The organism is Agaribacterium haliotis (assembly GCF_002312815.1).
In the GTDB taxonomy this organism is placed as follows: domain Bacteria; phylum Pseudomonadota; class Gammaproteobacteria; order Pseudomonadales; family Cellvibrionaceae; genus Agaribacterium; species Agaribacterium haliotis.
In genome coordinates, this window is sequence record NZ_NKQJ01000001.1 from 40195 (window position 1) to 62281 (window position 22087).

At 51.8% G+C, this 22087-nt stretch carries 18 protein-coding genes; 7 read left to right on the top strand and 11 right to left on the bottom strand.

All coding sequences use genetic code 11. From position 1 onward, the window contains the following. Positions 1-7 precede the first annotated feature (7 nt). The 6 genes from odhB to sdhC all read right to left on the bottom strand — a co-directional run bounded on the left by odhB (position 8) and on the right by sdhC (position 7893). The gene (gene odhB / locus CFK45_RS00220) at positions 8-1243 is read right to left on the bottom strand and encodes a 2-oxoglutarate dehydrogenase complex dihydrolipoyllysine-residue succinyltransferase (protein ID WP_096084398.1); all 1236 of its coding nucleotides are present in this window, start codon (positions 1241-1243) and stop codon (positions 8-10) included. Positions 1244-1296: 53 nt separating this feature from the next. Continuing rightward, entirely contained in the window at positions 1297-4137 is a 2841-nt protein-coding gene (locus CFK45_RS00225; protein ID WP_096084399.1) for a 2-oxoglutarate dehydrogenase E1 component, read from the bottom strand. A 383-nt stretch (positions 4138-4520) separates the two neighbouring features. After that, on the bottom strand, positions 4521-5225 hold the full coding sequence (locus CFK45_RS00230; protein ID WP_096084400.1) for a succinate dehydrogenase iron-sulfur subunit: 705 nt from the start codon (positions 5223-5225) through the stop codon (positions 4521-4523). Positions 5226-5245: 20 nt separating this feature from the next. Further along, positions 5246-7018 carry a succinate dehydrogenase flavoprotein subunit gene (gene sdhA, locus CFK45_RS00235; RefSeq protein WP_096084401.1) on the bottom strand — a complete coding sequence of 591 codons (1773 nt, stop codon included), beginning with the start codon at positions 7016-7018 and terminating at the stop codon, positions 5246-5248. 3 nt (positions 7019-7021) lie between these two features. Further along, positions 7022-7390: a succinate dehydrogenase, hydrophobic membrane anchor protein gene (sdhD, locus tag CFK45_RS00240; RefSeq protein WP_096084402.1), complete on the bottom strand. Its 369-nt coding sequence runs from the start codon at positions 7388-7390 to the stop codon at positions 7022-7024. After that, positions 7384-7893 carry a succinate dehydrogenase, cytochrome b556 subunit gene (gene sdhC, locus CFK45_RS00245; protein ID WP_349677391.1) on the bottom strand — a complete coding sequence of 170 codons (510 nt, stop codon included), beginning with the start codon at positions 7891-7893 and terminating at the stop codon, positions 7384-7386. The genes sdhD and sdhC overlap by 7 nt, the downstream gene beginning before the upstream one ends. Positions 7894-8369: 476 nt before the next feature. Between sdhC and gltA the strand changes: the two genes are divergently transcribed. Next, positions 8370-9683 (top strand): citrate synthase, encoded by a 1314-nt coding sequence (gene gltA, locus CFK45_RS00250; protein ID WP_096084403.1) that lies wholly within the window; start codon positions 8370-8372, stop codon positions 9681-9683. Positions 9684-9986: 303 nt separating this feature from the next. Here the strand turns inward: gltA and CFK45_RS00255 are convergent, their stop codons facing one another. After that, the gene (locus CFK45_RS00255; protein ID WP_158224557.1) at positions 9987-11000 is read right to left on the bottom strand and encodes a lytic murein transglycosylase; all 1014 of its coding nucleotides are present in this window, start codon (positions 10998-11000) and stop codon (positions 9987-9989) included. A 193-nt stretch (positions 11001-11193) separates the two neighbouring features. Between CFK45_RS00255 and CFK45_RS00260 the strand changes: the two genes are divergently transcribed. Further along, positions 11194-12297 carry a phosphoribosylaminoimidazolesuccinocarboxamide synthase gene (locus CFK45_RS00260; RefSeq protein WP_096084405.1) on the top strand — a complete coding sequence of 368 codons (1104 nt, stop codon included), beginning with the start codon at positions 11194-11196 and terminating at the stop codon, positions 12295-12297. 211 nt (positions 12298-12508) lie between these two features. Here the strand turns inward: CFK45_RS00260 and CFK45_RS00265 are convergent, their stop codons facing one another. Together CFK45_RS00265 and CFK45_RS00270 are read right to left on the bottom strand one after the other, a co-directional pair. Continuing rightward, positions 12509-13081 carry a hypothetical protein gene (locus tag CFK45_RS00265; protein ID WP_096084406.1) on the bottom strand — a complete coding sequence of 191 codons (573 nt, stop codon included), beginning with the start codon at positions 13079-13081 and terminating at the stop codon, positions 12509-12511. Between the two features lie 103 nt (positions 13082-13184). Further along, positions 13185-13787, bottom strand: a complete 603-nt coding sequence (locus CFK45_RS00270; RefSeq protein WP_096084407.1) for an IMPACT family protein — start codon at positions 13785-13787, stop codon at positions 13185-13187. 237 nt (positions 13788-14024) lie between these two features. Between CFK45_RS00270 and CFK45_RS00275 the strand changes: the two genes are divergently transcribed. Continuing rightward, positions 14025-15395, top strand: coding sequence for an SLC13 family permease (locus CFK45_RS00275; RefSeq protein ID WP_096084408.1), 1371 nt, complete (start codon positions 14025-14027; stop codon positions 15393-15395). Positions 15396-15398: 3 nt separating this feature from the next. Further along, on the top strand, positions 15399-15719 hold the full coding sequence (locus tag CFK45_RS00280; protein ID WP_239923483.1) for a hypothetical protein: 321 nt from the start codon (positions 15399-15401) through the stop codon (positions 15717-15719). A 31-nt stretch (positions 15720-15750) separates the two neighbouring features. Here CFK45_RS00280 and CFK45_RS00285 read toward each other — a convergent pair whose 3' ends face one another. Together CFK45_RS00285 and pckA are read right to left on the bottom strand one after the other, a co-directional pair. After that, on the bottom strand, positions 15751-16869 hold the full coding sequence (locus tag CFK45_RS00285) for a class I SAM-dependent RNA methyltransferase (protein ID WP_143247435.1): 1119 nt from the start codon (positions 16867-16869) through the stop codon (positions 15751-15753). Positions 16870-17048: 179 nt separating this feature from the next. Beyond that, the gene (gene pckA / locus CFK45_RS00290) at positions 17049-18665 is read right to left on the bottom strand and encodes a phosphoenolpyruvate carboxykinase (ATP) (protein ID WP_096084869.1); all 1617 of its coding nucleotides are present in this window, start codon (positions 18663-18665) and stop codon (positions 17049-17051) included. 400 nt (positions 18666-19065) lie between these two features. Between pckA and CFK45_RS00295 the strand changes: the two genes are divergently transcribed. From CFK45_RS00295 to CFK45_RS00305, 3 genes are all read left to right on the top strand, one after another. Beyond that, positions 19066-19830: a glutaminyl-peptide cyclotransferase gene (locus tag CFK45_RS00295; protein WP_158224558.1), complete on the top strand. Its 765-nt coding sequence runs from the start codon at positions 19066-19068 to the stop codon at positions 19828-19830. Positions 19831-19899: 69 nt separating this feature from the next. Then, entirely contained in the window at positions 19900-21234 is a 1335-nt protein-coding gene (gene trhP / locus CFK45_RS00300; RefSeq protein WP_096084411.1) for a prephenate-dependent tRNA uridine(34) hydroxylase TrhP, read from the top strand. A gap of 48 nt (positions 21235-21282) precedes the next feature. After that, the gene (locus tag CFK45_RS00305) at positions 21283-21981 is read left to right on the top strand and encodes an NAD-dependent deacylase (RefSeq protein ID WP_096084412.1); all 699 of its coding nucleotides are present in this window, start codon (positions 21283-21285) and stop codon (positions 21979-21981) included. Positions 21982-22087: the final 106 nt, after the last annotated feature.

Consider the following 22087-nt stretch of genomic DNA (forward strand, 5'->3'; position numbering starts at 1 on the left):
ATACGGCTTAGATTTCCAGCAGGATGCGAGCCGGATCTTCCAACAGGTCTTTAATCGCAACCAGAAATTGCACAGCGTCTTTACCATCGATAATTCGGTGGTCGTAAGACAGTGCCAGATACATCATAGGCAGCACTTTCACCTCACCGTTGACCGCCATCGGGCGCTCCTGGATTTTATGCATGCCGAGAATGGCAGACTGAGGTGGGTTTAGAATAGGCGTTGACAACAGCGAACCAAACACACCGCCATTGGTAATGGTAAAGGTGCCGCCGGTCATTTCTTCAATACCGAGCTTGCCATCGCGCGCGCGCAAACCAAAATCGCGAATACCGGATTCAATGTCGGCAAGGCCGAGATTCTCAGCATTGCGCAATACCGGCACAACCAAACCTTTTTCGGTACTGACCGCAACACCGACATCCTGATAACCGTGATAAACGATATCTTTGCCATCAATGGACGCGTTTACAGCCGGGAAACGGCGCAGCGCTTCAACCGCAGCTTTAACAAAAAAGCCCATAAAACCGAGGCGCGTACCGTTGTGGTGTTTTTCAAACTGATCTTTGTATTTTGAGCGCAGGGCCATCACCGGCGCCATATTGACCTCGTTAAAGGTTGTCAACATGGCGGTGCTCTGAGTTGCATCGAGCAGGCGCTCGGCAATGCGAGCGCGCAGGCGGGTCATCGGCACACGCTTTTCAACGCGCTCCCCTGCTGCTACTTCAACTGGCGCCGAAACAGCCGGTGTGGGGGCTTTTGCAGACGGCGCTGATGGTGCCGGCGCCGGAGCACTCGGTGCAGCAGCCGGAGCCGCATCAAACGCCTGTACATCCGCCTTAGTAATTAAACCACCTTTGCCTGTACCCGTAATACTGGCCAAGTCCAGGCCCTTTTCCTGAGCCAGCTTGCGCGCGGCCGGCGCGGCTTTAATATCTTCAGCAGCGACACTGCTGCTCGTTGCTGCCGGCGCAGAGCTCGGCTCGGCCGCCGGCGCCGCAACGGCACCTTCGCTAATCTTACCGAGCACTTCATTGCTCTCAACAACGTCACCTTCGCCTTTAATAATTTCAGCGACAGTGCCATCGGCCGGTGCAACAACTTCCAATACAACTTTGTCCGTTTCAACTTCAACAAGCAGCTCATCGCGGCTTACCGCTTCACCCACTTGCTTGTGCCAGGTGACAATGGTGCCGTCTTGGACGGATTCCGGAAAAGTAGGCGCTTTGATTTCAGTGGTCATTTCTTGGTTTTTCCGTTTTTTGGCTCGATTAAAAGGCTCAATAAATATCTAATTTAAACATCCAGATCCAGAGCGGCATCAACAAACTTATGCTGCTCTTCAAGGTGTAGTGACATATAACCCGCTGCCGGTGCGGATGACGCTGCGCGCCCTGCGTAACGCAAATAGGCATCGCTATTGACGCGCTCAACCACACGGCGCATACGGTGCTGACTGCTGTACCAAGCACCCTGGTTCATCGGCTCTTCCTGAACCCACACCACGTCTTTAACATGGGCAAATGGCTCAAGCGCTAGACGCAAATCCTCTTCGGGGAAGGGATACAGCTGCTCAATGCGCACCAGTGCGACATTGTCCTGCTCGCGCTCTTCGCGCGCTTCGAGCAAGTGATAATAAACCTTACCGCTGCAGAGCACGACTCGTTTGACCTTAGCGGCTTCGAGCTGTTTTTCGCCCAGCACAGGGTAGAATTTACCTTCACTGAGCTCCTCGAGGCTTGAGGTAGCAAGCTTGTGACGCAAGATCCACTTTGGACTCATCACAACCAGCGGGCGGCGCATTGGGCGAATGGCCTGGCGACGCAGCATATGGAAAACCTGAGCCGGCGTAGTCGGAATGCAGACTTGAATATTGTGCTCAGCACACAGCTGCATAAAACGCTCGAGGCGGGCGGAGCTGTGTTCGGGGCCCTGCCCTTCGTAACCGTGGGGCAACAGCATGGTCAGGCCACACAGGCGGCCCCACTTGTGTTCACCCGAGGTAATAAACTGATCAATAACGACCTGCGCACCATTGGCAAAATCACCAAACTGCGCCTCCCAAACCACCAAACCTTTTGGCGCCGTGGTTGCGTAACCGTACTCAAATGCAAGCACGGCTTCTTCAGACAGCAATGAATCGTAAATATCGAAGTCCGGCTGCCCTTCTTTGAGGTTTTGCAACGGGATATAACTCTCGCCGTCTTTTTGGTTGTGCACCACCGCGTGACGGTGAGAAAAGGTACCGCGACCAACATCCTGCCCGGTCAGGCGAAGCTGATACCCCTCTTCAAGCAAGGTTGCATAGGCCAGGGTTTCAGCCATGCCCCAGTTGATCGGCAGCGCGCCGCCGGCCATCTTGCGGCGGTCGTCGTAAATTTTGGCCACCTGACGCTGCACTTGAACACCGTCGGGCACGTGGCAGATTTTCTCAGCCACTTCTTGCAGCGCTGGCAATTCAACGCCGGTCTGAGCTGGTGTCTGCCAGTCGTGGCCAATATATGGGCTCCAGTCAACAAACAGGCTCTTGTCCGGCTCACTCACCAAACCGCGCGCGACAGCCTCACCGCGATCGAGCATATCGCGATAAGCCTTGGCCATATCATCGGCCGCCTGCTGGCTCAAGACACCTTCAGCAACCAACTTATCGGCATAAATGGTACGCGTCGTTTTGTGGGCGCGAATGGCTTTGTACATCAGCGGCTGAGTCGCGCTCGGCTCATCGGTCTCGTTGTGACCGCGACGGCGATAACAAACCAGATCAATGACCACATCTTTTTTAAATTCGTTGCGGTAGTCGGCGGCCAGATTGGCGATAAAGACAACAGCTTCAGGATCGTCACCATTGACGTGGAAAATCGGTGTCTCGATCATTTTCGCCACGTCGGTACAGTAATCCGTCGAGCGCGCATCTTCTTGCTTGTTAGTGGTGAAACCGACCTGGTTATTGATAACAATATGAATGGTGCCGCCGGTTTTATAAGCGCGGGTCTGGCTCATCTGGAAGGTTTCCATAACCACACCCTGGCCGGCAAAGGCCGCATCCCCGTGAATAACCACAGGAATAACTTTGTGACCGTCACTATCTTCACGGCGATCTTGGCGCGCGCGCACAGAACCTTCCACCACCGGTGATACGATCTCTAGGTGGCTCGGGTTAAACGCCAAAGCCAGGTGCATTTCACCGCCGGGTGTCATCACATTCGATGAGAAACCCTGGTGGTATTTTACATCGCCGGAAGTATCGACCAGTTTTTTGCCTTCAAACTCATCAAACAGGTCAGCCGGATTTTTACCCAATACGTTGACGAGAGTGTTTAAGCGGCCGCGGTGGGCCATGCCGATAACCATCTCTTTGGCACCGTAAGAACCAGTGCGACGAATGGTGGCATCAATTAAAGGGATAAAAGCTTCACCGCCTTCCAGGCCAAAACGCTTCGTACCGGGGTATTTGGAATCCAGGTGACGCTCCAAACCCTCGGCTGCAGTCATGCGCTTTAAAATGCTTTCTTTTGCTTCGTTGTCAAAGCTCGGCTGACAGCGACTGCTCTCCAAGCGCTGCAACAACCAGCGGCGCTCTTCATAATTGGTGATATGCATGACCTCTGCGCCGATATTGCCGCAGTAGGTTTTTTCCAAGTCACCGATAATATCTTTTAACAGGCCTTCAGCATAACCAAAACTAAGATCGCCAGTCTGGAAGACAGAATCGAGATCAGCCGTATTTAAGCCGTGAAACGATAAATCAAGATCGGGTGCATTTTTCTTGGCCTGCAAACCCAGCGGGTCGATATTGGAGCGCTGGTGGCCACTTAAACGATAGGCATTAACAAGCTGAACCACTTCAACCTGCTTGCGCTCATGGGCGACACTGGCACCACCGCCTTCGCCCGGCTTGGCACTAAAGCGTACATTTGAGCGGCCGAGCTGCTCAAAATAATCGATAATTTCAGAGTGAGGAACGTCGCTGGCGACGTTGCCTTCAACACGGGGCAACTTATCAAAGGTCTCGCGCCAGCTCTCGGGCACGGAATTAGGATCTTTTAAATATGACTCGTAGAGTTCTTCAACATATGGAGCATTACCGCCCGAAAAATGAGAGGTACTCCAGAGCAGCTCCATTAAACTTTCTTGCATTTTTATCCCCGTAAATACGGACCTTGTACTACGTAATCAACGATAATTGATATCAGACAATGTCAGTTTGCGACGCGACTGTAGAGTATAGTTCAGGCAGCTGCCCCGAGCCCTTTGCCGCTACCGCCAGCACATTATCCACAAAGCCTTTTGGGCTTCCACTATTATTCCACACAGTTTTCGCGGCTTAAGCTTGAACAGGCCACTTAGCAAAAACTGCGACACCAAATATATAACTATCTTGTTGCGCCTGGCTCGCTTCTAAAAAACCCAAGCCCCACCCTAAACCCACTTCAAGCGGCCCCGCCAACAGCACAAAAAACCGCTGGCAGAGCGCTGAGTACATAAAGCCAAGTTAAAAATAAATTCAGCCCAACATGCACTTAGGTTGCGCGCTGCAACATCATGTTGCGAATGCTGCTGATTGCCTTGGTTGGGTTCAAACCTTTCGGGCAGACATCAACACAGTTCATAATGCCGTGACAGCGTACCACACTATAGGGGTCATCCAAGCTCGCCAATCTGTCATCGGTCGCGGTATCGCGACTATCTGCCAAAAAGCGATAAGCCTGAAGCAAACCGGCCGGACCGATAAACTTATCCGGATTCCACCAGAACGACGGACAGCTTGTTGAGCAACACGCACAGAGTATGCACTCGTACAAACCGTCAAGCTTGGCGCGATCTTCGGGGCTTTGCTTGCGCTCAATCGCCGGTGCTGGCGTACTGTTCTGCAAAAACGGCTCGATCTTTTCGTACTGCGCATAAAACTGCGCCATATCGATAACCAAGTCGCGAATAATCGGCAAGCCAGGAAGCGGCCGCAGAACCAACTTGTTGTTTTTGACACACTCGGAAAGCGGTGTAATACAGGCCAGGCCATTTTTGCCACTGATATTCATGCCGTCGGAACCGCAGACACCCTCGCGGCAACTGCGCCGATAAGCCAGCGACGGGTCTTGCTCTTTGAGCAGTTCAAGCACGTCGAGCACCATCAGGTCTTTGCCCTGGGTATCGACCTCATAGCTTTGCATGCGTGGCGCTTTATCCGTGTCCGGGTTATAGCGATACACTTCAACTTTCAACATTTGATTCACTCCTATCGCTATTAATAAGTACGAACTTTCGGTTCGAACTTATCGACGGTCTTCGGTGCAAAGTTCACATCGCGCTTGCTGACCTTTTTATTGTTCGGGTCGTAAATACTGTGACACAACCAGTTTTCATCGTCGCGCTCCTGAAAGTCTTCACGCGCGTGCGCACCGCGACTTTCTTTTCGCTCTTCCGCGGCAATAGCTGTCGCCTCGGCGACTTCAAACAAATTCTGAACCTCGAGCGCTTCAATGCGAGCGGTGTTATAAGACATGGTCTTATCGGCGAGCTCAAGGTTTTCAACGCGACCGCGCAGCTCGTCGAGCTTTTTAATGCCCTCTTGCATAAACTCGCCCTTGCGGAATACACCGAAGTGGTTCTGCATGATATTTTGCAAGTCTTTGCGCACCACAGCTGCCTGTTCTCCACCGGTATTGCTGTTGAGCTTATCTAAACGACTGAGCGCCGCTTCAAAATCCGAATCACTCGCATCGCGAAGCTCAACACCCTCGCGCAGACTTTTCTCAATAAACAGACCTGACGCGCGACCAAAGACCACAAGATCTAACAGAGAGTTACCACCCAAGCGGTTTGCACCGTGCACCGATACACAGGCAACCTCACCACAGGCGTAAAAACCATCGATCACCTGGTCGTTACCGCCGGCGTCTTGCGTCAGCGCTTGACCATCAACATTGGTTGGAATACCACCCATCATATAGTGGCAAGTTGGCACAACAGGAATGGGCTCTTTAATTGGGTCGGCGTGAGCAAACGTTCGGCTCAATTCAAGAATACCGGGCAGGCGCGCATTTAACGTTTCAGCACCTAAGTGATCCAATTTCAAGAAAACGTGATCGCCATTTTCACCACAGCCGCGGCCCTCAAGAATCTCGAGCACCATTGAGCGGGCGACAACATCGCGACCAGCGAGGTCTTTGGCATTTGGCGCGTAACGCTCCATAAAGCGCTCGCCGTCTTTATTGACAAGATAACCACCTTCGCCGCGACAACCTTCGGTTACCAGTACCCCTGCGCCGGCAATGCCAGTTGGGTGGAACTGCCACATTTCGATATCTTGCACCGGGAAACCAGCGCGCAGCGCCATGCCGACACCGTCACCGGTATTAATATGAGCGTTGGTAGTAGATGCGTAAATTCGACCGGCACCGCCGGTAGCAAACACGGTCGCTTTTGATTTGATGTAAACAACTTCGCCATCTTCCATATTGATGGCCATCACACCAACAACCGCACCGTCTTGGTTTTTAACGATGTCGACAGCAAACCACTCGTTTAAGAAAACGGTGTTGTTTTTAACATTGTTTTGATAAAGCGTGTGAAGCAGCGCGTGACCGGTACGGTCAGCCGCAGCACAAGTACGAGCAGCCTGACCGCCCTTGCCAAAATCTTTACTCTGGCCACCAAAAGGACGCTGATAAATACGCCCCTCTTCCGTACGCGAAAACGGCAAACCCATGTGTTCGAGTTCAAATACCGCCTCTGGGCCGGTTGCGCACATATATTCGATTGCATCCTGGTCACCGATGTAGTCCGAACCTTTTACGGTGTCGTACATGTGCCAGCGCCAGTCGTCCTGCGGGTCAGCCGAGGCAATCGCACAGGTAATACCGCCCTGCGCACTTACCGTGTGCGAGCGGGTTGGAAATACTTTTGTGATTACTGCAGTTTTAAAGCCACTTTGAGCCAGCTGCAATGCAGCGCGCATACCTGCACCGCCGCCGCCGATGACGATACCGTCAAAGGTCATAGTACGCATATTCGCCATCGATTAGATCCCCCAGAAAATTTCAACGCCGCAAACCAAAAACACCACATTCACAACGGCGTAAACGGAAAGGACTATCACACGAATAGCAAACGCGGCTTTACCCATAAAGCGCGACGTCACGTAATCGGTCAACACCACCCACAAACCAATCCAGCCGTGGGCAACAATAGATACGAGAGTCAGCAGGCTAAATATGCGCACCCACAAACACGAAAATAATTCGCTCCACGTGGCGTAATCCAAATTCGGATTTAAAACTAAATAGCCAACGATAAAAACGGTGTACGCTGCGAGAACGACCGCTGTAAAGCGCTGTAAAATCCAATCCGATAGCCCGCTGCGACTAAAACTTGTAGCTGCCGTTACCATAACCAAACCCCCGCTAACGCAATCAATACAACGGAAAGAGCGATGGTCACGGTGGCGCTGGCCTTGCCGCTTTCAAGTTCTTCCCAAAAACCAAGATCCATAAACAAATGGCGCACGCCTGCAACAAAATGGTAAATAACAGCGGCCAAAATGGCCCATACCACCAACTTAACTAATACGTTCGCCAATAATTCTTTTATAAAATCAAAACCCTCTTGCGAGGATAAACTTTGATCTAAAGCCCACAGTAAAATCAGCACTCCCGCCAACAACACCACACCGGTCACCCGGTGCAAAATCGACGCAATTGCTGTGACTGGGAACTTAACCGTAGAGAGATCGAGGTTTACTGGTCTTTTATCCACGACAGTGCCACACCCTTTTAATAATGAAGAAAAAACGACAACCCAAACAATAGTCGACGTTCCACGCGCTAATTGAACAACAAAGGTACTACTTATTATTAGAAACGGATCAAAGCAAAAACTTTTCTCCGGCCACACAATGAATGTTGATCAAGGCGTCATTTCGCACAAAAAAACCATCAACAAATGACGGCCCCCAAATGGCGCGCACGAATTATATTTACGCGCCTAACAAATTACAAACATTCATAAAAAGGCGCACACTTAGAGCAAGATAACGCCCAATTTGGTGCATTTTATGAAAGCACGCCCCAGGCATACGCACCAAATCAAAGCAGCACTGTTTAATCATTAACCAGGCGCGTAGATTTTTCAGCGGATAAACAAAATGCGTATTCAAAAGCAGGGGCAATGCGCACTATAATCCCGCCCTGGCAAATTGCGGCTGCGTCACAAAACGCGCCAAAGCACACCCAAATAAATCAAAGCAAATCCAAACGGGATGTCGATCTGCTTCGATGGGTCCTCTACTACCGAGCGCAATAACACCTAGCAGCTTGCACTGTGCCATGCACATCATGCAAGCGACAGAATATTAATGATAGGAGTCTAGAATGACAGATAAGAAAGCAACCTTGGCGGTTGATGGCTTAGACGCCAATATTGAACTGCCGACCTATGCTGGCACCATGGGCCCAGATGTAATCGACGTACGCGGCCTCACCTCGCAGGGTTACTTCACTTACGATCCAGGCTTCGTATCCACCGCATCTTGCGAGTCTAAAATCACCTACATCGATGGCGGCAAAGGCCAATTACTGCACCGCGGTTATCCCATCGACCAACTTGCTGAAAACAGCGACTACCTCGAAACCTGCTACCTGCTACTGCACGGTGAACTGCCAAGCGAAAGCGAATACAAAGAATTTGTCGATATTATTACGACTCACACCATGGTGCACGAGTCGATCTCCCGCTTCTTCCGCGGCTTCCATCACGACTCGCACCCGATGGCAATGATGTGTGGCATCGTTGGCGCGCTCTCCGCCTTCTACCACGACTCACTCGACATCACCGACCCCCGCCACCGCATCATTTCTGCCCACCGCCTGATTGCCAAAATGCCCACCCTCGCTGCGATGTGTTACAAGCACAGCCAGGGCCAGCCATTTATGTACCCGGATAACAAGCTCGGCTATGCAGAAAACTTTTTGCACATGATGTTCGGCACCCCGTGCGACGACCCGCAAGTTAATCCTGTATTGGCTCGCGCCATGGACAAGATCTTCCTCTTGCACGCCGATCACGAGCAAAACGCATCGACCTCAACCGTGCGCCTGGCCGGCTCTTCCGGTGCCAACCCGTTTGCCTGTATCGCTTCAGGTATTGCAACACTGTGGGGCCCCGCACACGGCGGCGCCAACGAAGCTGTACTGAAGATGCTCGAAGAAATTGGCGATGTCAGCAATATCGATGCATATGTAGCCAAGGCCAAAGATAAAAACGACCCGTTCCGCCTGATGGGTTTTGGCCACCGCGTCTACAAAAACTTTGACCCGCGCGCCAAGGTTATGAAAGAGACCTGCGACGAAGTGCTGGCTGAGCTCGGCCTCGATAACGACCCACTGCTCGCTATCGCCAAGCGCCTTGAGCAAATCGCTCTGGAAGACCCCTACTTTATCGAGAAGAAACTCTACCCGAACGTCGATTTCTACTCTGGTATTATCATGAAAGCGATCGGTATTCCTACCGATATGTTCACTGTGATTTTTGCCACGGGCCGCACAGTAGGCTGGATTGCCCACTGGCACGAAATGCTCGGCGAGAGTGTTAAAATCGGCCGTCCACGCCAGCTCTACACCGGCGCGACACCGCGCGACTACAGCAGCCGCGAAGGCCGCCCTTCTGTCGCAAAAGACGCGTTTTAATTCAATTTATTGCGCTTGCCGGAACGACAAGCTAAAGACTAGAAAACACCGTAGCTCTAGTTAAAATCTGTTGTTCCGGCCGACTAATTTTTGCCGGGCGCTGCCGATGCTTATCGCAGCGCTTTGAGCTTTTTGCTCTAAACGGTAAGTTTTACACACGCCCTTCGCAAAATACTCCGCTTACAGCACTCGGCTCACAGCACTTAAGTCAAATCACCGAAAAAAGACCTTAAGGTTTTGAACCGGCCCCGCAACAAAACACCTCACAATAAAACGCTCAGCAATAAAAGACCTGCAAGCAGTTTATTGAATCCTATCGGCCAACACGCCGACAGACAGCGCGTATTTAAACGAAGGGTTGTAGCGCATCAGCACACAAAAATTGTGGTACACAAGGTAGCCGTGACTGAGCTCAGGATTGCTAATCAATAACGCAGCCGGCATATCGACATTGGGCAAATGTGCGCCAGTCATACGCCTCAAGCCTTGCTTGTCCCACTGCTCTAACGTTCGCCAGGCAGCAAAATGCTTAGCGTAACGCTCACAACTTTTTGCCGGCGCAACCACATCTGCTTTTTCACTTTTAAATTGAGCTTGCTTAGCCGGTGGCACAATCACCTTTCTCGCCCAGGCCTGGCGCTCATTCCAACCGTAGCGACTTAAATAATTGGCAACCGAAGCGTAAAGGTCGAGGCCGTCGCGCCAAATATCTTTTTTGCCATCCCCATCAAAGTCAACGGCGTACTGCAAATACGTTGACGGCATAAACTGAGGCGTGCCCAGCGCGCCTGCCCATGAGCTGCGCAACTGTTCGTGTTCGCCATAACCCTGATCGAGAATTTCCAGTGCTGCAAACACCTCTTTGCGAAAATACGCTGCGCGGCGCTTATCAAAGGCCAGGGTGCACAGCACATCAAACAAGCGGTGCTGTAATTTATAGCTGCCATAATTTGTTTCAACACCAATAATCGCAACAATAAAGCGCGCCGGCACGCCGTAGGCATCGGCCACTTTGGCGAGCGCTTCGGCGTGTTTTACAAGGTAGGCCTGCCCCATCGATACCCGCTGGGCACTGACACGCTTTTCAATATAGTCGTGATAGCTTTCAACAAATTCAGCCTGCTTTCGATCTGATTTCACCACGCGTTTTTTGTACTGCACGTCACTTAAAGCAAGATCAATGGTATTTTGGCTGATGCCCTTAGCCGAGGCTTCGGCCCTTAAGGCTACTAACCAGTCTTCAAATTCTTGATTGCCATCGGCCTGCAATCCGACGCTCGACAACAGCAGTACAAGCAGCATAACGGTGCGCTTCACAAACGAGTCCATCTCTTTGGTTAATCCAGCGCTTATATTAGCTTTTGACGGGGGCTGCAGAAAGGCCAAATAATGCCATTCCTGGGTGAAACTGTTAAAATTCGCCGTTTTTCACAAAACTGCAAGGCGCGGCGCTGCGCCGCAGTGTTGCCCGTGAATCGGCCCACCAGCCATTTGTGTTTTAGGAAAGACTATGAGCCACTCCTTAGGTGTATTAACAAGTAATAACGACCTCCCTGTTCGTACAAATAAAACTGTGCACAATGGCAAGGTGCGCTCAGTGTACTGGCTCAACCAGGCCGATAGCGCCCGCCTAATCAAAGAAAAAAACTACGATGTCGCCGCCGACGCCGAACTTGCTGTTATGGTCATCAGCGACAGAATCAGTGCTTTTGAGTGCCTTTGGCGCGGTGAAAACGGCCTCGACGGCATACCGGGTAAAGGTGCGGCACTGAATGCCATCAGTGCACACTGGTTCCAGTTATTTAAAGAAAAGGGCCTCGCTGACAGCCATATTCTCGACGTGCCTCATCCGCTGGTGTGGATCGTACAAAAAGCCAAACCGGTGATGATCGAAGCCATCGCCCGCAACTACATCACCGGCTCGATGTGGCGCGCCTATAACAAAGGTGAACGCGAATTCTGCGGCGAGCGTTTAGCCGAAGGTTTAAACAAAGATCAAAAGTTGCCCGAATTACTGATTACGCCGTCAACCAAAGGCATTATTACTGGTGTGCCCGGCGTGCCCGAAGTCGACGATGTCAATATCAGCCGCAGCGATATTGAAAATAACTACGCCGCCTTTAATTTTAATTCGGTTGAAGACATTCAGTGTTACGAGCAGCTCTTGCGCCAGGGTTTTACGGTGATCAGTGATGAGCTTGCCAAGCTCGATCAAATTTTCGTCGATACCAAATTTGAATTTGGTTATGTCAAAGATGCCAGCGGCCAACAAAAAATGATTTATATGGATGAGGTCGGCACCCCCGACTCGTCTCGCATCTGGGACGGCGAAGCGCTGAGGTCGGGCGTAGTGCTAGAAAAGTCCAAAGAAAAGTTTCGACAAATTTTGCTCGATCGCTTTGACGCCGACATCCTGACCAACAAGGACCGAATGGCAGAGCGCTACGCACTCGCCGAGAACAACGAGCTACCCGAAGCCGTGATGCTCGACATAAGTAAAACCTACACCGATATCGCTGAAAAAATCACCGGTCAAAAACTACTGCAATCTGCCGAACCCAAAGCCGAAATCATAGACATTCTCGACAGAGAGTACGGCATTATCGCCAAGTAGCCGTGCAAGAAGCTGCGTGTAAGAAACTGTGTGCAAATAACTTGGTACATGTCGCGTTGTACATGTCGCATTGTACATGCCGCTTTGTACCAGCAACTAGGTAAGCTGATTTTAAGTGCTCACAAAAAATGCGCGCAGCGAATAACTAGCAACAAAAACCGGCAGCAAAAACTGGCAATAAGTAAACCCCCCAAAACAATAAGTGCCGCAGCTAAACTAAGGCTGCGGCTGCTGTGCGCGGTTGTTCACTCGAGTTATCCAACACATACGGTACATTGTTGTCGTCGACACCATCGAGCGCACTAAACAGCGAGGCCTCACCCTCGCCCATGCCAAATTTCGGAACCTGGCCAACAAACAACAAGCTGGTATTCACACCGCCACACAACAGCGCAAGATAACGCTCAAACGCAGTGTAGCGAGTGTACATATGTACGGTTTGCCGACCTGTCTGCGCATTAATATAAATACGATCAGGCAATTTATCGTTTAGCCCTTTTAAAAATAGGATTTTTCCAACTTCGCTGCGCTTTTCTATATCCAAGTGTTTGCCAAGCTCGACGCAACTTAGCATCTTGGTATTTTCTGTGACGTTTAGGCGCTGAACTAAAGTATTTTTTTTAGCAGGAACACGAGCCGCGTTTGCCGCCGTATCAGCGTGCAGCAATGGAATGTGCCAACAAACAATGCTTGCAAGCAAGTTTTTCCCACATTCAGTGGCCCACTCTTTGTTTTGATCAACAGAAAAGGCATTAAAGACTAAGCGCGCTTGTTGCACGGCCATGACAGGTCCTTATCTTGGCAAAAGAAGAAACACCCCAATAAAGGGCAAAGGCATACTCAGCTAAATTATCTGAGAATATACATAAGCGCCAGGCTTAAATACATTAAATACGCTTTAAGTGTGCCGCTCGCCCACCCAGCCAAGCCTCTAAGGCATCATTTGGGCCTTCGTTTAATTCGATATGATAGGCAACCCGCGCGGCATAACTGACATCAAGCATTTGCCCTTCGTTTAACGACAACCAGTGTCTTAAGGGCTGCTCGAGGGCATAATCGCCGCAGACAACAACGCGTTGACGCGGTTTTATCTCAATAAACTCTGCACGGTCCATCGCCTGACTCACCGCCCCGGAATACGCGCGAATCAAACCGCCGGCGCCAAGCTTGGTGCCGCCAAAATAACGAATCACAACCACGGCAATATTGCCAACCCCTTTATTGACAAGCGCCGACAACATCGGCCGCCCGGCCGTACCCGAAGGCTCACTATCGTCACCACAAGACTGAGTCAGCGAATTTTGCGGGTGGCCAATGCAATACGCCCAGCAGTGGTGGCGTGCATCCGGGTAACGCTGGCGCCAGTGCTGTAAAAACGGAGCAAATTCACCTTTTTCACAAATCGCCTGCCAGCGCACCAAAAAACGGCTTTTTTTTACTTCCAATTCAAACTCGCCGGCATTTGCCGGTTGCTTAAACAACTTACTCACACCGGGCCACTCCTACTCCTGCTCAAACTTGCCAAGAAGCGCAACTGACATGCATCAACGCCACTTGGCATCAATGTGGAACAATACGCTGCAACCGGTTAAAAAGCGCAAGTGTAACATCGACAAGACCGAGGCCAGCGCCTAGTATTCTGGTTTTGAAAAACTCGCCGAGCTCGCGGCCAACTCTGGCACACCTAGCCGGCAGCCCCTAAAACAAGCAACCGCGTAGGAGCCACGATGCGCCTTAACACAAATCAAAAGATAATGGCCGCAGCATTTGTTGCGCTGGTCATTATGCTGGTTGAGCTGATCGGCATCCCCGGCTTTGAGCTGACGCGAGCCCAGGAAATTACCGCCGCAATTTTGATTATTGCCGCCGTATTGTGGATCAGCGAATGGGTGCCGCTGTTTGTTGTCAGTTTCCTGATTCTCGCGCTCGAGATTGTCTGGTTGCTACCGAGTTTAAAAAGCCTGGAATTAGCCACCAGCAATACTATTTTCTACAGCGCGTTTTTCTCCGACATTATTCTGCTTTTTCTCGGCGGTTTTGTATTGAGTTCGCTGATGCAGAAATACGGGCTCGATTTAAAATTTGCCCAAGCCATACTCAAACGCACCGGCGGCCACGCCAACCTGACCCTGCTCGGCATTATTCTCGCGTGCGCTTTTTTGTCGATGTGGATTAGTAATACGGCCACAACAGCCATGATGCTAACCATCGTTTTCCCACTGATCAAACGCATTCCCAGTGAACACCCTTTTCGTATCGCCCTGGTACTTAGCATTCCGTTTGCATGCAATATCGGCGGCATCGGCACGCCGATCGGCACCCCGCCAAATGCCATTGCCTTAAGTTATCTCGCGCAACTCGATATCAGCTTAAGTTTTGCCCAGTGGATGATGTTAACGATGCCGTTTCTGGTGTTTTTCCTGGTGTTTTTGTGGCAGCTATTGGCCAGGCTCTACCCGGCAAAAGGCCTTGTATTAAGTATTGAAAGTCGCCACGAGGACGAATTTAGCGTGAAGCACGGCGCAGCACTGGCCGTCTTTGTTGTGACCGCGCTGGGCTGGTTTTTTGGCAAACAGCTTGGTTTAAGCACCGGCACCGTTGCCCTGTTTCCAGTTGTTGTCTGTTTTTGGTTTGGCCTGCTCGACACCGCGGACTTTCGCAAACTGCCGTGGGACATTCTTTATATCATCAGTGGCGGCCTGGCGCTGGGCATTGCGCTCAAATCAAGCGGGCTCGACAGTGTGATTGTCAGCAGCCTGCCCTCCGAGCCGGTTACGATTATGCTTGTCGGTGTTTTGCTCGCAGCCGTTATGTCGACGGTGATGAGCAATACCGCAACCGCAGGCCTGGTCATCCCGCTGGTGATGTCGCTGGATATTAGCACCGGCCTGATCGTTGCTCTGGTCGTGTCCCTGGCTATGACCTGCTCAATGGCTATGGCACTGCCGGTCACTACCCCACCAAACGCGATCGCTTTTAGTTCACAAGCGGTGCGCGGCAAGGATATGATGCTCGCTGGCGGAATTATGACCGTCGTTGGGGTAGCCGCCGTCATTTTATTTGGCCGCCCCTATTGGGTTGCGTTAATAGGAGCGTAAATTATGGAAATCCACATTCAAAAATGCCAACAGTGCAAAAGCCGCAACCTGCGCAATATTCTTGTTCGCGATGAAAAACAAAAGGTTTTTGTTCAGTGCCGCGACTGCGATGCGCTGGTCGCCCGCTACATACTAACACCGGGCGGTTACTTTCACGCAGGCAAAGGTTTTGAAAGCTTTTTGCGCTCGATAGAGCGCGACGGCGGTCTAACCAGCGCGCGCAATGTCGACGAGCAATTCCACCAGGCCGAAGACGGCACCGTCGAAGAATTTGCCGAGCTGCAGCAACCGCTTAAGGAAAAATACCAAGGCGGCTTACCCTAAACAAGCACATGCCAGGTATTTTATTGTTGCGCTAACGCCTTGCAACAAAGTGAGCCAGCAACTCAACGTGGGGCGTTTGCGGGAATTGATCGACAGGCTGCAGCTCCTGCAGCTGGTAGCCGGCCGCGACAAAAGCTCGCGCGTCGCGACAGAACGTCGCCAGGTCACAACTGATATAAAAAACGGCTTTAAAGCGCGCCCGCTTATCAAATAGGCCCTGTTTTTGTTTCAAACCATCGCGCGGTGGGTCGAGCACAAGCATGTCGGTTTGTTTGTGCTTTTTCATCAATGACTCAAAGCTCTGCTCGCTGAACAAATCCGCCACCTCAGCTTGCACGCCGGGAATATTTTTCTGGCTGAGTTCGGCCACCGCCTGCTCTGAAGCTTCAAGCGCGTGAATATTGGCCACGCCCGCCGCCGCAATTGCCTCGGTAAAGTTGCCGCTGCCACAAAACAATTCCAGCGCACTGTCGGCCTGCCCCCGCTCACGCATCGCTGCAATTTTATTGTGCAACCACGCTCGCATCGCCGTATTTTGTTGACTATTGGCCTGCTGAAACGGCAGGCGCTGATTCAGCGAGGCGCCGTCTAGCCCCCCGCGCTGCTCGACATCGATGGTGCTCCACGGCTGTTTTCTGGACGGCGCTTTCCAGTTCGAATTTGGCAACATTGCGCGCAGCTTCAACAGCGTTTGCTGGTTGGCTTCGGTGAGCACCGGGCAGCGATCAACATCCACCAGGGTTTGACTGCTGGCACTGACAAAACCAAGCTTTTTGCCATCCGTTTTGAACTGCACCCGGTTGCGCCAACCAAATTCATCCGCCGATGGCCAAATCGTCGAAACCGTTAGTTCCGGAGCAATGCGCTGTATATTGTTTTCTACACGGCGCTGCTTGGCCAGCAATTGAGCGTCGTAATCGACAAACATCCAGGGGCAAGCACCACAGGCACCGCGCTGGTGGCCGTGGTACGAACACGGGGCCTGACGGCGGCTCTCGCACGCGCGCTTAAGCTCAACCAGCTCGGCGAAACCGACGCGACCTTTAATGCGGGTAATACGGAAAACAGCCTGTTCGCTCAGCCAAACACCGGCTGCAAACACCGTTGCCCCACTTGGGTGGGCCACAACCCCCTGACCGGCAGAAGTCATATCTCTAACTTGTGCCTCAAATAACTCACCGACTTTCAAGCTTCAGCTCCGCAGGAAAAAGCGGCCATAATAGCGACTTGAGCTCAGAATTTCAGACTTTTAATGGGGCAGAGTTTCGATAACAAGCACAGCCGCGAGCGAGGCCACGCCGCTGTGCTTGCCGATCTAAACAAAAAAACTTAGCGCTGCAACTTAGGCCCCGCCTCGCGCAGCGCGCGACCTTCGTCGTTATCGCAAAACTTTTCAAAGTTCTCAATAAAACGCGCAGCTAAGTCTTCGGCCTTTTCCTGCCACTTAGCATCGCTGCTGTACGTGGCGCGCGGATCGAGCAACTCGGAATCACAGCCTGGTAAACTGCGCGGGAATTCAAGCCCAAACACCGGCAGGCGCTCACAGTCGGCGCGCTCAATATCGCCGTTTAAGATTGCATCGATAATTGCCCGTGTCTGTTTGATTGAAATGCGCTTACCCGTGCCGTTCCAGCCGGTGTTGACCAAATACGCCTGGGCGCCGACAGCATCCATACGCGCAACCAGCTCGTCGCCATATTTCACCGGGTGTAAGGTCAAAAACGCTTTGCCAAAACACGCAGAAAAAGTCGGTACGGGCTCGGTGATACCGCGCTCGGTCCCGGCGAGTTTGGCGGTAAAGCCACTTAGGAAGTGATATTTTGTTTGCTCGTGATCAAGCTTGCTCACCGGGGGTAAAACCCCAAAGGCATCGGCCGTTAAAAAAATCACTTTGTTGGCGTGGCCACCGCAACTAACCGGTTTAACAATATTCTCGATATGGTAAATGGGGTAGCTAACGCGCGTGTTTTCAGTAATGCTGCCATCGTCGTAGTCGATGTTGCCGTGCTCGTCGACAACCACGTTCTCTAGCAGTGCATCACGCTTAATTGCATGAAAAATATCCGGCTCGCTTTCTTTATCGAGCTTGATGGTTTTTGCATAACAACCACCTTCAAAATTAAAGATGCCGTCGTCGTCCCAGCCGTGTTCGTCGTCGCCGATCAACCTGCGCTTGGGGTCCGTACTTAAGGTTGTTTTACCGGTGCCACTTAAACCAAAAAATATCGCAACATCACCTTGTTCACCCATATTCGCAGCGCAGTGCATCGACGCCATATGATGCAAAGGTAAATAGTAGTTCATCATGCTGAACATGCCTTTTTTCATCTCGCCGCCATACCAGGTGCCGCCGATAATCTGCATTTTTTCACTCATATTAAATGCAACAAACACATCGGAATTTAAACCCTGGCGCTGCCAATTGGCATTGCTGGCTTTAGAGCCATTCATCACAACAAAATCCGGCTCACCAAATTCTGCAAGCTCTTTTTCTGTCGGCCGAATAAACATATTTTTCACAAAGTGGGCCTGCCACGCGACCTCGACAATAAAGCGCACTTTTAGCCGAGTACTGGCGTGTGTTCCGCAAAATGCATCGACAATAAACAGGCGCTTCTCACTTAACTCGTCGGTCACCAGCTGTTTTAACTCGGCCCAGGTCTCGGGGCTAATGGGGTGGTTGTCGTTGTGCGCTTTGTCCGTATCCCACCACAGATGTTCACGACTGACATCATCTAATACGATGTATTTATCTTTGGGCGATCGGCCAGTGAACTCACCGGTGCGAACAGCAACGGCGCCGCTTTCTGTAACAACACCACGCTCATAACCTTCAAGCTCGGCTTTTGTTTCTTCTTCAAACAGTTTTTCATAACTCGGGTTATAGACAATATCTGTCACACCACGAATGCCGTACCGACTCAGATCTAATGCCGCTCTATTCATATTGCGCTCCTTTTTTGAGCTAAACAGCTTTGACGCAAAGCTGGAATTAAAAAACAGAAACACGCCGCCTAAACCGCCTACAAAAACCTCACAAAGCGCCAACAAAACACCTTCGTTTAGTTAAATACTAGCGCCAGATTTTTATACAAGCATTGACTAACATCAAAGCACCATCGCGCCTTTTTGTGCTTAGCAACCAGGCCATCTAAGTAACTGCACTCATATCGTAATGCGATATATAAGGCTCTATATTTACGACTTTAAGCGCCAATAGAAGTTTCGAAAACGCGCCGAAAATCGGACAAAAACAAACGGCGGGCCCGCTGCACCCTATCAACAAAAACAAATGGCGCTATACTGCCCCGAATTAAAAAGCCCACTGCGGATGCACCGCTCATTTATGTTCAGAAAGGTTTTTATTGCTATTGTTGTTGCCGCTGCGAGCAGCCTTGCCAGTGCGAGCGAACGCACCGGCAAAACGGATCACAACTGGCAACTGATTGATCAACAGCGCTCCGATCAACATTGCTTTACCCAGGGTTTTACCCTGATTGATGGTATTTTTTTTTCAAGTTGCGGCGGCTATGGTCAATCCTATCTGAGCGCAAGCCCGCTACAGGGCAACAGACAAAAGCAGGTTCAACTACCGCGCTCAATATTTGCCGAAGGCCTGACTGAACACCGGGGCCAGCTCTACCTGCTCAGCTGGAAACAACGGCAAGCATTTAAGTTCAGCAAAGAACTTAAATTGCTCGAACGCTATCACTACAACCGCGAAGGCTGGGGTTTAAGTAGCAACGGCGAGCACCTTATCGCCAGCGACGGCAGTCACCACCTATATTTTCTCGACCCGGCGAGCTTCGCTACCGTAAAAAAAATCGCCGTGCAGTATCGAGGCAAAGCCCTGCCAAACATCAATGAGCTCGAGTGGGTTAACGGCTACTTGTGGGCCAATGTCTGGCACGATCCGCACATTTATCAAATCGATGTCGAGCGCGCAGAAGCGATTGAGCGCTGGGATATGTCGGCACTGACACCGGCGCAGCAATCGCACAATAGAGAAGCCGTATTAAATGGCATCGCCTGGGACAAACAGCGCCGGGCATTTTGGCTAACGGGCAAACTCTGGCCCAAGCGCTATCTTGTTCAGTTGCTCAGCAACTAGGCGGGTCTCGGCAAACGCTTAAAAAAGCCCTAAAATAGCCGCCTTTTCACCAGCAGCAGTAACGCCCCTATGGCCACCGAACTCCTCTCCCCCGCCGGCACCCTCAAGAGCATGCGCTACGCCTTTGCCTACGGCTCTGATGCCGTTTACGCCGGCCAACCGCGCTACAGCCTGCGTGTGCGCAACAACGAATTTAATAAAATAGAGAATATCGGCGCCGCCATTAAAGAAGCGCACAGCATCGGCAAAAAGTTTTATCTCGCGTCGAACTTAAGCCCACACAACGACAAGGTGCGCTCTTACCTTCGCGACCTGGAACCTGTGATCGCGATGGCCCCCGATGCTCTGATTATGAGTGATCCGGGTTTGATTATGCTGGTGCGCGAGCAGTGGCCCGAACAGGAAGTTCATTTAAGTGTTCAGGCCAACGCCGTTAACTATGCCACCGTTAAATTCTGGGCCAACAATGGCATTAAGCGCGTTATTCTCTCGCGCGAGCTGAGCATTGATGAGATTGCCGAAATTCGCCAGCAGTGCCCGGATACCGAACTCGAAGTTTTTGTTCACGGTGCGCTGTGCATCGCCTACAGTGGTCGCTGCCTGCTCAGCGGTTATATGACTCACCGCGACTCTAACCAGGGCGCCTGCACCAACAGCTGCCGCTGGCAATACAATGTTCACGAGGCCAAAGAAACCGAAACCGGCGATCTCATTGCCAGCAGCGACACCGCCGTGTGGACTCCCGACGAAGAACCCGCGCCGGTTTTGCTGCAGGAAAAAAATCGCCCGGGCGAATACATGCCCGCCTACGAAGACGAGCACGGCACCTATATTATGAACAGCAAAGACCTGCGCGCCGTGCAGCACGTACAGCGCCTGGTTGAAATTGGCGTTGAAAGCCTGAAAATTGAAGGCCGCACCAAAAGCCACTACTACGTGGCGCGCACGGCGCAAATCTATCGCGCCGCCATCGACGCCGCCGAGCGCGGCGAGCACTTTGATATGAACTGGATGGCCGAGCTCGACCACCTCGCCAATCGCGGCTACACCGAAGGTTTTTACCGCCGCCATGTGCCCGACGAATACCAGAACTACGAAGAAGGCACCTCTGCCAACCCCAATCAACAATTTGTCGGTGAGGTGTTAGATTTTGATCGCCAGCACAACACCTTGCGCATCGATGTGAAAAACCGCTTTGAACTCGGTGATCAGCTGCAACTGATAAGCCCCGAGGGCAATCAAAACTTCACCCTGACATCGATGAAAAATAAACACGGCGAAAGCATCGACGCGGCACCGGGTTCCGGCCATATTGTGCATTTCGACCTGCAGCAAATTGAAGCCGAACTCGGCATAAGCGACGATGCCCTGCGCTATGCTTTGATTATGCGCTACATCAACTAGGCTCTGCTATACGGCGCGCCTAGCCGAGCGAGTTATACAGGTATAGATATGATCCTGGCACGCGACTTTAACAATATTGTGGTTTTAAGCGGAGCGGGCCTAAGCGCCGAATCCGGCCTGCGTACCTTCCGCGACGCCGACGGCCTCTGGGAAGGGCACCGTGTCGAGGATGTGTGCACCCCCGAAGCCTACGCCCGCGACGCGCAAACTGTGCTGCGCTTTTACAACGCCCGCCGCACCCAGCTTAAAGATGTTAAGGCCAATGCAGCCCACCGGGCACTTGCCGATTTTCAGCGCCGCCACCCCAAGAAAATCAGCTTAGTCACCCAGAACGTCGACGACCTGCTCGAGCGCGCCGGCGCAAGCGAGGTCATCCACATGCACGGCGAGCTGTTGAAAGGCCTGTGTACAGCGTGCAACAAACGCTTTGCCTGGAGTGAAGCGATGGAACTGAGCTCAAGCTGCCCCGAGTGCGGCAAGCGCGGCTGTGTGCGCCCGGACATCGTCTGGTTTGGAGAAGTGCCCTACCACATGGCCGACATTGAAAAGCGCCTGCACAACTGCGATTTATTTGTTGCCATTGGCACCAGCGGCCAGGTCTACCCGGCCGCCGGTTTTGTCAGTGCTGCCGCGGCCGCCGGCGCCGAAACGGTTGAGCTCAACCTGGAGAACAGCCAAAGCCCGTGGTTTAGTGAAAAGGTCAGCGGTCGCGCCTGCGAACTTGTGCCCCATATGTTCAGGCTGTAAATATGTTCAGGCTGTAAACAGGCAGCCGCGCTTGAGCAGCACCGTGCGCTGAAAAAAGCACCGAGCGTATAAATTCGACCCACACGCTTCAAGCAAGGCTGTTCTG

Coding starts and splice junctions, on each gene's coding strand:
- sdhD (WP_096084402.1), bottom strand. CDS start 7,390: ATGGTAACGGCAGCTACAAGTTTTAGTCGCAGCGGGCTATCGGATTGG.
- CFK45_RS00285 (WP_143247435.1), bottom strand. CDS start 16,869: ATGACTTCTGCCGGTCAGGGGGTTGTGGCCCACCCAAGTGGGGCAACG.
- trhP (WP_096084411.1), top strand. CDS start 19,900: ATGGCCACCGAACTCCTCTCCCCCGCCGGCACCCTCAAGAGCATGCGC.
- CFK45_RS00225 (WP_096084399.1), bottom strand. CDS start 4,137: ATGCAAGAAAGTTTAATGGAGCTGCTCTGGAGTACCTCTCATTTTTCG.
- CFK45_RS00295 (WP_158224558.1), top strand. CDS start 19,066: ATGTTCAGAAAGGTTTTTATTGCTATTGTTGTTGCCGCTGCGAGCAGC.
- CFK45_RS00230 (WP_096084400.1), bottom strand. CDS start 5,225: ATGTTGAAAGTTGAAGTGTATCGCTATAACCCGGACACGGATAAAGCG.
- sdhA (WP_096084401.1), bottom strand. CDS start 7,018: ATGGCGAATATGCGTACTATGACCTTTGACGGTATCGTCATCGGCGGC.
- pckA (WP_096084869.1), bottom strand. CDS start 18,665: ATGAATAGAGCGGCATTAGATCTGAGTCGGTACGGCATTCGTGGTGTG.
- CFK45_RS00275 (WP_096084408.1), top strand. CDS start 14,025: ATGCGCCTTAACACAAATCAAAAGATAATGGCCGCAGCATTTGTTGCG.
- CFK45_RS00260 (WP_096084405.1), top strand. CDS start 11,194: ATGAGCCACTCCTTAGGTGTATTAACAAGTAATAACGACCTCCCTGTT.
- odhB (WP_096084398.1), bottom strand. CDS start 1,243: ATGACCACTGAAATCAAAGCGCCTACTTTTCCGGAATCCGTCCAAGAC.
- CFK45_RS00265 (WP_096084406.1), bottom strand. CDS start 13,081: ATGGCCGTGCAACAAGCGCGCTTAGTCTTTAATGCCTTTTCTGTTGAT.
- CFK45_RS00305 (WP_096084412.1), top strand. CDS start 21,283: ATGATCCTGGCACGCGACTTTAACAATATTGTGGTTTTAAGCGGAGCG.
- gltA (WP_096084403.1), top strand. CDS start 8,370: ATGACAGATAAGAAAGCAACCTTGGCGGTTGATGGCTTAGACGCCAAT.
- CFK45_RS00280 (WP_239923483.1), top strand. CDS start 15,399: ATGGAAATCCACATTCAAAAATGCCAACAGTGCAAAAGCCGCAACCTG.